The sequence below is a fragment of the Mitsuaria sp. TWR114 genome (genome assembly GCF_007997345.1).
This window is the reverse complement of the sequence record NZ_VOSR01000180.1, coordinates 1-9,646: the sequence shown is the minus strand read 5'-3', so window position 1 is coordinate 9,646 and position 9,646 is coordinate 1. Positions and strand designations below refer to the sequence as shown.

General features: G+C 68.7%; 8 protein-coding genes and 1 pseudogene. 5 read left to right on the top strand and 4 right to left on the bottom strand.

Annotated features, from left to right (window positions below; genetic code table 11):
- Nucleotides 1-227: 227 nt before the first annotated feature.
- The 3 genes from FUT87_RS08435 to FUT87_RS08425 all read right to left on the bottom strand — a co-directional run bounded on the left by FUT87_RS08435 (nucleotide 228) and on the right by FUT87_RS08425 (nucleotide 2,614).
- Nucleotides 228-956 (bottom strand): hypothetical protein, encoded by a 729-nt coding sequence (locus tag FUT87_RS08435; protein ID WP_147240730.1) that lies wholly within the window; start codon nucleotides 954-956, stop codon nucleotides 228-230.
- Between the two features lie 69 nt (nucleotides 957-1,025).
- The gene (locus FUT87_RS08430) at nucleotides 1,026-1,733 is read right to left on the bottom strand and encodes a hypothetical protein (protein ID WP_147240729.1); all 708 of its coding nucleotides are present in this window, start codon (nucleotides 1,731-1,733) and stop codon (nucleotides 1,026-1,028) included.
- Nucleotides 1,730-2,614 carry an EamA family transporter gene (locus FUT87_RS08425; protein WP_147240728.1) on the bottom strand — a complete coding sequence of 295 codons (885 nt, stop codon included), beginning with the start codon at nucleotides 2,612-2,614 and terminating at the stop codon, nucleotides 1,730-1,732. Before FUT87_RS08425 ends, FUT87_RS08430 begins: the two co-directional genes overlap by 4 nt.
- Nucleotides 2,615-2,981: 367 nt before the next feature.
- Here FUT87_RS08425 and FUT87_RS08420 point away from each other — a divergent pair, with 367 nt between their 5' ends.
- Together FUT87_RS08420 and FUT87_RS08415 are read left to right on the top strand one after the other, a co-directional pair.
- Complete coding sequence (locus tag FUT87_RS08420; protein ID WP_091728276.1) at nucleotides 2,982-3,266, top strand: hypothetical protein; 285 nt, start codon at nucleotides 2,982-2,984, stop codon at nucleotides 3,264-3,266.
- Entirely contained in the window at nucleotides 3,263-3,484 is a 222-nt protein-coding gene (locus FUT87_RS08415; RefSeq protein WP_147240727.1) for a hypothetical protein, read from the top strand. Before FUT87_RS08420 ends, FUT87_RS08415 begins: the two co-directional genes overlap by 4 nt.
- Before the next feature lie 94 nt (nucleotides 3,485-3,578).
- Here FUT87_RS08415 and FUT87_RS08410 read toward each other — a convergent pair whose 3' ends face one another.
- Nucleotides 3,579-4,163: an Lrp/AsnC family transcriptional regulator gene (locus FUT87_RS08410; RefSeq protein ID WP_255511732.1), complete on the bottom strand. Its 585-nt coding sequence runs from the start codon at nucleotides 4,161-4,163 to the stop codon at nucleotides 3,579-3,581.
- 241 nt (nucleotides 4,164-4,404) lie between these two features.
- Between FUT87_RS08410 and FUT87_RS08405 the strand changes: the two are divergent.
- From FUT87_RS08405 to FUT87_RS08395, 3 genes and pseudogenes are all read left to right on the top strand, one after another.
- A pseudogene (locus tag FUT87_RS08405) lies at nucleotides 4,405-7,964 on the top strand (indolepyruvate ferredoxin oxidoreductase family protein).
- Between the two features lie 217 nt (nucleotides 7,965-8,181).
- Complete coding sequence (locus tag FUT87_RS08400; RefSeq protein WP_147240725.1) at nucleotides 8,182-9,099, top strand: DUF2167 domain-containing protein; 918 nt, start codon at nucleotides 8,182-8,184, stop codon at nucleotides 9,097-9,099.
- Nucleotides 9,100-9,103: 4 nt separating this feature from the next.
- Nucleotides 9,104-9,646: site-2 protease family protein (locus FUT87_RS08395; protein WP_147240724.1), on the top strand; the 543-nt coding region annotated here is incomplete at its 3' end.

Genomic DNA, 9,646 nt, shown 5'->3' with positions numbered 1-9,646 from the left:
GCCGCGCCGGGCGCGGGCGTCGCGGCGATGGCGGCCGAGGCGGCGATGGCTCCGAGCGAGGTGATGGCGGCGGTCAACGGAGTGGGCAGGTGGGACAGGACTCGAGCGGGCATGCGGGTCTCCAGTGGACGCCGGAGCTTAGCCGATCACCGCGAAAATCAACACCAGTCAAATACCAATTTCGCCGAGAAGCGCGATTCGAAAATACCGTTATGGAGCCACTTTCGTTACGGCGCGGCATCCACCCGCAGTTGCAGTTCCCGCAGTTTCTGCACCTCGGCATCGCGCGTGCTGTAGACGTTGCGACTGGCGCTCGCCGTCACGCTGCCGGTGCGAGCGATGGTGACCCAGATCCCCAACGGCGCCTGGACGGTGCTGAGCACGTCGGTGCTGGGCCGCTGCTGGGCGTCGGGCAGCGAGGTCCCGTAGGCACCGCCGGATGGCATCTGCGCCTGGTCCGACGCCCGGACTTCGACGTTCACCGGATTGCGGCCGCCCGGCCAGCTGGGCCGCACGACGATGCCGCGCACCCGCTCGGCCAGCCCCTGGCGCGGCACGACCACCACGCGATCGCGCTCGCCCTGCTGGCGGTCCAGCGCGACGTCGACCCACTGGATCGGCGTCGACTCGGTCATCGTGAACGAGGCCTGCGCGCCGTTGAGCACCAGCAGGCGCGGGAAGAGCTGCTGGCGCTGCTCGCGGTTCTCGGTGGAGAGCGTCACGCCGCCGCGCGCCGAGACGCTGCCGCCGGTGCTCACGACGGTGCTGCCGTCGCGCACGCCGGCGACGGTGGCGCCGCTGAGCTCCGATTCGACCCAGCGCAGCTCGACCTGCAGGTTCTGCTTCGGGCCCTGCGCGCGGGCGGGCCCCATCAAGGCGGCGCTGGCGCCGAGCAGCACGGCGAGGAGCGCGACGCGAGACGCGGCGGAAAGGACGAAGCGGCGTGTCGGGTTCATCGCGGCAGCATACGCCGTCGGCCGTCGCGGCCGGGGCCGTCGTGCGGCGTGGCCCGGTCGCCGCGGGGCTCAGCGGTTGAGCGCGCGGCAGCGCTCGATGTCGCAGGCGGTGGGCAGCGCCGAGCGGTACTCGACGACGCTGCCCCAGCTCTTCGGGTCGCGCAGCGCGCAGCGTTCACCCTTGCCGTTGTCGTAGTAGGACATCGTGTCCACGCAGCGTTTCGAATGCGCCATCAGGCCGAGGAAGTGCCCCATCTCGTGCGACAGCACCATCTGCAGCGTCTGCGCGGCCGGGTGTCTGGGGTTGCGCTCCCGCAGCAGCGCGAACAGGGCCGGCCCGATCGACAGGCTGCGCGCGCCCACGTTGGCCAGCGCGAACTGGCCGCGGCTGCCAACGTCGCTCCACAGGATCTGGATGGCGTCCTCGGGCGGCGCCTGGCCGCGCGGCACCGCGATGACGGCGAGCTTGAGCCCGCAAGTGGACCAGGCCTGGGCCGAGCGCGTCACGAGCGCCATCACCTGCGCCTCGCTGAACCATGGCGGCGCGTTGTCGTGCCGATAGGCGAAGCGCAGCGCGCGCGAGGCGATCGGGCGGTCGCGCCCATCGCCCCAGGTCTGAAGCTCGCCGGGGCGGCATTCCGCGATTTCCTGGTCGCGCACCGAGGGTGCGGCCGGTGTCCTGCCGGTTTCCGGCGGCGCGAACTGGGCGAGCGCCGCGGACGAGGCCAGCATCAGCGCGGCGGCGACACGCGCAGCCGCCGCGGCCGAGGCGGTCATGCGGCGCGCAGCGCGCCGCGCATCCGCGGCCACAGCAGGTTCACCGCCAGGCCGCTCATCACCAGCGCCGCGGCCATCAACTTCCAGGGCGGCAGGCCTTCGCCCAGCAGCAGCGCGGAGCAGCTCATGCCGAAGACCGGGACCAGCAGCGCCATCGGGACGATGGTCGCGGCGGGATGGCGCGAGAGCAGCCAGCTCCAGGCGCCGTAGCCGAACAGCGTGTTCCCGACCGCCTGCCAAAGCACGGCAGCCCAGGCGCCGAGGCCGGCGTGCTGGAGCGCCTCGCCCATGCGGGCCGGGCCTTCGACGACGAAGGAGAGCGCGAACAGCGGCGGCGCGGCGAAGGCGCTGCTCCAGACCACGTAGGCGAGCATGTTCACGGAGCCGGCGCGCTTGCCGACGATGTTGCCGCTGGACCAGCTGAAGGCCGCCAGCAGCACCATTGCCAGGCCGAGCACGGTGGTGGTGCCGTCGGTGTGCGAGGCGATGACGCCGATGCCGGCCGCGGCCATGGCCAGCGCGAGCCACTGGAAGCCCTGGACGCGTTCGCCGCTCAGGCGCATGGCCAGCAGCAGGGTGAAGAAGACCTGGGTCTGGATGACCAGGGAGGCGAGCCCGGGCGAGATCTGCGAGCGCATCGCCAGGTAGAGCAGGCCGAACTGCCCGACGCCGACGAAGGCGCCATACGCGGCGAGGTTGCGCCAGCCGACCTTGGGCCGCGGCAGGAAGAGGATGGCCGGCAAGGTCGCCAGCGTGAACCGCAGCGCGGCGAACAGCAGCGGCGGGAACGCGTTCAGGCCCCAGCGGATCACGACGAAGTTGCTTCCCCAGATGGCGACCACGGTCAGCGCGAGCAGGAAATGGCGGAGCGGGAGCGTCATGGCGGCCAGGGCGAGCGGGGGGACCGCCGACTATGCCAGCGGGCCCGCGCGGCGGCCCGGTACAGGGACTTGCGATGCCGACCGGTACAGCGGACGTTGCCGGCGCCTGACGAGTTTCAGCCACTTAATATTGACCAGCGCCGGGCTCGAATGCCCGACCGACTTGTTTTCACCGGGCCGCAGCGAGCATGCGGAGGAATTCCCACTGATTTCAGTTAACAGATATCCATGATGGAATTTCCCCTAGTTCCAGCGATATCCATCGGCATTTAGCGTTGCTCCGCGACTCGAGAAATACGAAGGGGTCGCTCCTGGCGCCGCCATCCCGGCGGCCTTCAATATCGACAGGATTCATAGGAGAACGCATATGTTGACGATGGAACTCTCCCAAGCCGGATTCCGCGAACTGTCTGCGGAGGAAATCGACAGCGTGGCCGGCGGCTGGGACACGCAAGCTGCCGTCCAAGGGGCCTGGGCCGGTGCGGTCGGGACCGGCATCGCCGGGGGAATCACCGGCGCGGTGCTGGGCCCCGGCGCGGCATTTGGTTTCGGCGTCGGGTTCATCGCGGGCGGCATCGGCGGCTTCATCGGCGGCGGGCTGTTCAGCGGCGGCCTCAGCTCCGAGCGCCAAATCTCCCACGCGCAGCAGTGAAGCACATCGTGGCCGACAAGCCAGTTTCCGCGACGACGCTGTCGCCGCGTTGGCTGGTCAGGTCGGTGAGCCTGATCGCCATCCTCCAACCGGTCGTCCAACGCGGTTTGTTCGGAGATTGGCCCACGCTGCCTTCCTGGGCGTTGACGGTTTTCTGCACGGCCCTCTTGCTCAGCCTGATCGCCTGGACGGCAGGCGGGTTTGAGAAACGTGGCTAGAAACCACCCGGCGGTCGTCGAGTATTCGACGACCGCATTTCCCATTCACCGGAAGTAAAGTGGACAGATATGCCGGAAGTTTCTCCGCCGTCGCTCATCCCTTCGGTTTCAAATGCCCGAGCGGTAATGCGCCGCCGGCCTTTACTTCACCGAGCGAGAAACTCGTGTGGATATCTTTCACGTTCGGCAGGTTCAGCAGCGTGTCGATCGAGAACCGGCTGAACGCATCCAGGTCGGTCGCCATGACCTCGAGCTCGAAGGTGCCCGCGCCGCTGATGTAGTGGCAGGCGATCACCTCCGGCAGCTGCCGGATCGCCTCCTCCAGCTCCTTCGTCGCGGCGCCGTTGTTGCGGTCCGCGTCCACCCGCACGAACGCGAGCACGCCCAGGCCCAGCCGGCGGCGGTCGATCTCCGCGCGGTAGCCGGTGATGAAGCCCTGCTCCTCCAGCCACCGCACCCGCCGCCACGTCGGCGCCGGCGACAACCCGATGCGCGCCGCCAATTCGGCGTTGGACAACCGCGCCTCGCGCTGCAGTTCGGCCAGGATCGCCACGTGATACCGGTCGAGTTCCCCGTTCGGCGCCCCGCCATTCAATCCATTCGACCCACCGATCGACCCGCCCGGCCCCACCCCGTCCTCGGCGTCGTCGCCGCCCGGCGACCCTGCCGGCACCCTCATGGTTTTCCCTGATGCGCCATTTTTCGATGCCATACGAACTCCTTGAACCGGTTCGGGAAAGATTCTTGCTCAAACAGCCCGCGACGGCGGAGAACTAGCAAACACTCGCCGGGCATTGTTTCCTACACTGTTCGCTGCGTTTTCCGCGCGCGCCCATACTGGCGACGCGTCGGCAGCCACGGCACACGGCCCCGCCACAAGCGGGGACCGGAGGTCAGCCACCCATCAGGAGACTCCCCGCATGAACGCCCCCTTGCCCGAACACATCCTGCGCGCCCTCGAGAAGGTCACGCTGGATGACAAATACGCACTCGACGAGGGCCGCGCCTTCATGAGCGGCGTCCAGGCGCTGGTCCGCCTGCCGATGCTGCAACGCACCCGCGACGCCATCGCCGGCCTGAACACCGCCGGCTTCATCTCCGGCTACCGCGGCTCCCCGCTGGGCGGCTACGACCAGGCCCTGATGGCCGCCAAGAAGCACCTGGCCAAGCAGAACATCGTCTTCCAGCCCGGCGTCAACGAGGAACTCGGCGCCACCGCCGTCTGGGGCACCCAGCAGATGGCGCTGTTCCCCGAGAAGGCCAAATTCGATGGCGTCTTCGGCATGTGGTACGGCAAGGGCCCCGGCGTCGACCGCTGCATCGACGTCTTCAAGCACGCCAACATGGCCGGCACCAGCAAGCATGGCGGCGTGATCGCGATCGCCGGCGACGACCACATCGCCAAGAGCTCCACCGCCGCCCACCAGAGCGACCACGTCTTCAAGGCGGTCGGCTTCCCGGTCTTCTTCCCGTCGAGCGTCCAGGACATCCTCGACATGGGCCTGCACGCCTTCGCGATGAGCCGCTTCTCGGGCCTGTGGTCCGGGCTCAAGACGATCCAGGAGATCGTCGAGTCCTCCAGCAGCGTCTCCATCGATCCCGACCGCGTCGACATCGTGCTGCCCACCGACTTCCAGATGCCCCCGGGCGGCCTGCACATCCGCTGGCCCGATCCGCCGCTGGACCAGGAAGCCCGGATGATGGACTTCAAGTGGTACGCCGCCCTCGCCTACGTCCGCGCGAACAAGCTCAACCACAACGTCATCAGCACGCCCAACGACCGCATCGGCCTGATCGCCTCCGGCAAGGCCTGGAACGACACCCGCCAGGCGCTGCACGACCTGGGCCTGGACGACGACAGCTGCCGCCGCCTGGGCATCCGGCTGCACAAGGTCAACGTCGTGTGGCCGCTGGAAGCCACCATCACCCGCGACTTCGCCACCGGGCTGCAGGAAATCCTCGTCATCGAGGAGAAGCGCCAGATGATCGAGTACCAGCTCAAGGAAGAGCTGTACAACTGGCGCCCCGACGTCCGCCCGAACGTGCTGGGCAAGTTCGACGAGTCCGACGGCGACCGCAGCGGCGGCGAATGGAGCCAGCCCAACCCCAGCAGCAACTGGCTGCTGCGCCCGCAGGCGGACCTGACGCCGGCCATCATCGCCCGCGCCATCGCCAAGCGCCTGAAGAAGCTGGGCGTGGACGCCGACACGGCCGCGCGCCTGGACTCGCGCGTCGCGCTGATCGACGCCAAGGAGCAGTCGCTCAAGAGCGAGGAGAAGACCGCCGGCGGCGCCGACCGCACGCCCTGGTTCTGCTCCGGCTGCCCGCACAACACCAGCACTCGCGTGCCGGACGGCTCGCGCGCCGTCGGCGGCATCGGCTGCCACTACATGGTCACCTGGATGCCGGGCCGCAACACCGCGACCTTCACCCAGATGGGCGGCGAAGGCGTGCCCTGGGTGGGCCAGGCGCCGTTCACCGACGAGAAGCACATCTTCAGCAACCTCGGCGACGGGACCTACTTCCACAGCGGCATCCTGGCGATCCGCCAGTCCATCGCCGCCGGCGTGAACATCACCTACAAGGTGCTCTACAACGACGCCGTCGCGATGACCGGCGGCCAGCAGGTCGGCGAGCGCCCCGAGGGCCACAGCGTCACGCAGATCATGAACAGCCTGATCAGCGAAGGCGTCGCCAAGCTGGTCATCGTCACCGACGAGCCGGAGAAGTACGACGGCAAGCCGCTCGCGGCCGGCGTGACCGTGCATCACCGCGACGAGCTCGACGCCATCCAGCGCCAGTTCCGCGAGATCCCCGGCACCACGGTCATCATCTACGACCAGACCTGCGCCACCGAGAAGCGCCGCCGTCGCAAGCGCGGCAAGCTGGTCGACCCGGCCAAGCGCACCGTCATCAACGAGCTGGTCTGCGAGGGCTGCGGCGACTGCTCGGTGCAATCGAACTGCCTGTCGGTCGAGCCGCTGGAGACCGAGTTCGGCCGCAAGCGCCAGATCAACCAGAACACCTGCAACAAGGACTTCAGCTGCGTGAAGGGCTTCTGCCCGAGCTTCGTCACCATCGAGGGCGGCGAGCTCAGGAAGCCGAAGAAGGACAAGCGCGTCAGCCCCTTCGACGCCTCGCTGCCGGCGATCCCGCAGCCGCTGGTGCCCAACCCGGTCGAGGCCTGGGGCATCGTGGTGGCCGGCGTCGGCGGCACCGGCGTGATCACGATCGGCCAGCTGCTGGGCATGGCCGCGCATCTGGAGGGCAAGGGCGTCGTCACGCAGGACGCCGCGGGCCTCGCCCAGAAGGGCGGCGCGACCTGGAGCCACATCCAGATCGCCAACTCGCCGGACGCGATCTACTGCACCAAGGTCGGCACCGCCGAGGCCGACCTGGTCATCGCCTGCGATTCCATCGTCGCCGCCAACAAGACGACGCTGGCCGTGATGCGCGAGGGCCGCAGCTTTGTCGCGCTGAACACGCATGGCTCGCCCACCGCCACGCTGGTCAACGACGCCAACTGGTCCTTCCCCGGCGCCGCCTGCGAGGCCGCGGTGCAGAAGGCCGTCGGCGCGCCGCACCTGGGCATGTTCGACGCGGAGGAAGTGGCGGTGAAGTTGCTGGGCGACTCGCTGTACACCAACCCGCTGATGCTGGGCTTCGCCTGGCAGAAGGGCCGCGTGCCGCTGAGCCACGCCGCGCTGATGCGCGCCATCGAGCTCAACGGCGTGCAGGTCGACAACAACAAGGCCGCCTTCGAATGGGGCCGTCGCTGCGCCCATGACCTGGCCGCGGTGCAGTCGCTGTTCGCGGCCCAGCAGGTGATCAACTTCGTCAAGCGCCAGGGCGTGGACGAGCTGATCGCCAAGCGCGTCGAGTTCCTGACCGACTACCAGAACGCGGCCTACGCCGAGCAGTACCGGACCTTCGTCGAGAAGGTCGTCAAGCGGAGCAGCCGGTAGGCGGCACACGGCTGACCGAGGCCGTCGCGCGCTATCTGTTCAAGCTGATGGCCTACAAGGACGAGTACGAAGTCGCCCGCCTGCACACGGACACGAAGTTCCTCGACAAGATCAAGGGTCAGTTCGAAGGCGACTTCAAGGTCGTGCACCACCTGGCCCCGCCGATGCTCGCCAAGAAGAACGACAAGGGCGAGCTGCAGAAGCGCCCCTTCGGCGGCTGGGTGCGTCCGGCCATGGGCATGCTGGCGAAGATGAAGGGATTGCGCGGCACCGCCTTCGATCCGTTCGGCCACACCGAGGAACGCAAGATGGAGCGCCAGTTGATCGCCGACTACCGCGCGACGATCGAGGCCATCCTGGCCAAGGGCCTGAGCGCCGAGCGCCTGCCGGTGGCCGTCGACCTGGCCCGCATTCCGGAGGACATCCGCGGCTACGGCCACGTCAAGGAGCGCCACGTCAAGGCCGCGCGCCTGAAGTGGGAGCAGCTGAAGCAGCAGTGGCAGAACGCGGCGTGATCCGCCGAGCCTGAGCGGCGGACCACCCGGTCCGCCCGGTCACCGACACGGCCCGCCCCGGGGGACACCCCGGCGGGCCGTGTGTCTTTTGTCACCCTGGGCGCACGGCGACGCCCCCGGAAGGGGGAGGTGCGTCTTTTTCGATGGCCCACATCGATAGACTCGCACCCCTCGGCCCGCCAGAGGCCGTGCATCCGTCCGTTTCGAGGGAGTCCCCATGCTTGCCACCACCCCCGCCCGCGCCCTGCGGGCCTTCGCCGCCGCCCTGCTGGGCGCGCTGTCCCTGGTCACCGCGCCGGTCTGGGCGCAGGCCGGCGAGAACGAATTCGCCAAGGTCATCGCCGCCGCGCAGAACGACATCGTCAAGGGCCCGCAGGACATCAAGCTGTCCACCCAGGCCGTGCTGCACCTGCCCGAGGGCAAGGTCTACGTGCCGCAACCGCATGCGGCCAAGCTGATGCACGCGATGGGCAACCCGGGCGATTACAGCGACCTGGAGGGCGTGGTGTTCCCGCGCGGCGACGGCGAGTGGTTCGCGACGCTGCGCTTCGAGAAGTCGGGCTACATCAAGGACGACGACGCCAAGCACTGGGACGCCGCCGACATGCTCAAGAGCTTCAAGGAAGGCACCGAGGCCAGCAACGAGGAGCGCAAGAAGATGGGCGGCCGCGCGCTGGAGATCACCGGCTGGGCGCAGCAGCCGACCTACGCGGCCGACACCCACCGGCTGGTGTGGGCGATGAAGTCGCGCGAGGTGGGCGCGCCGGCCGACGAGCCGCTGGGCGTCAACTACAACACCTATGCGCTGGGCCGCGAGGGCTACATGTCGCTCAACCTGGTCACCGGCCTGAACGACCTGCCCAAGTACCAGGGCGATGCGCAGCAGCTGCTGGGCGCGCTGGAGTTCAACGACGGCAAGCGCTACGCCGATTTCAACGCGAGCACCGACCACGTGGCCGAGTACGGCCTGGCCGCGCTGGTGCTGGGTGTCGGTGCGAAGAAGCTGGGCCTGCTGGCGGTGATCGGCGCCTTCTTCCTGAAGTTCGCCAAGGTCATCCTGCTGGCGGGCGTGGCCTTCGGCGGCGCGATCCTGAAGCTGTTCGGCCGCAAGAAGTCCGAAGCCGCGGAGTCCTGAGGCGATGACCAAGCTGCTGTTGCTGCTGCTGTCGGGCGCCAAGCTGAGCAAGCTGCTGCTCAGCGGCGGCACGATGCTGCTGTCGGTGCTGCTCTACGCCTGGGTCTACGGCTGGCGCTACGCGGTGGGTTTCGTCGCGCTGATGTTCGTGCACGAGATGGGCCACTTCATCGCCGCGCGCCAGAAGGGCCTGGACGTCGGGCTGCCGACCTTCATTCCCTTCGTCGGCGCCTGGGTCGAGCTCAAGCACATGCCCCACGACGCGCAGACCGAGGCCTACATCGGCCTGGGCGGGCCGCTGCTGGGCACTGTCGGCGCCACCGTCTGCTACCTGCTGGCGCGGAGCTGGAACCTGGACTGGCTGCTGGCGGTCTCGTATGCCGGCTTCTTCCTGAACCTGTTCAACCTGATCCCGCTGTCGCCCTTCGACGGCGGCCGGATCACCGCGGTGCTGTCGCCGCGGATCTGGTTCGCCGGCGTGCCGGTGCTGGTCGGGCTGTTCCTGTACCGGCCCAGCCCGATGCTGCTGCTGATCGCGCTGATGGCG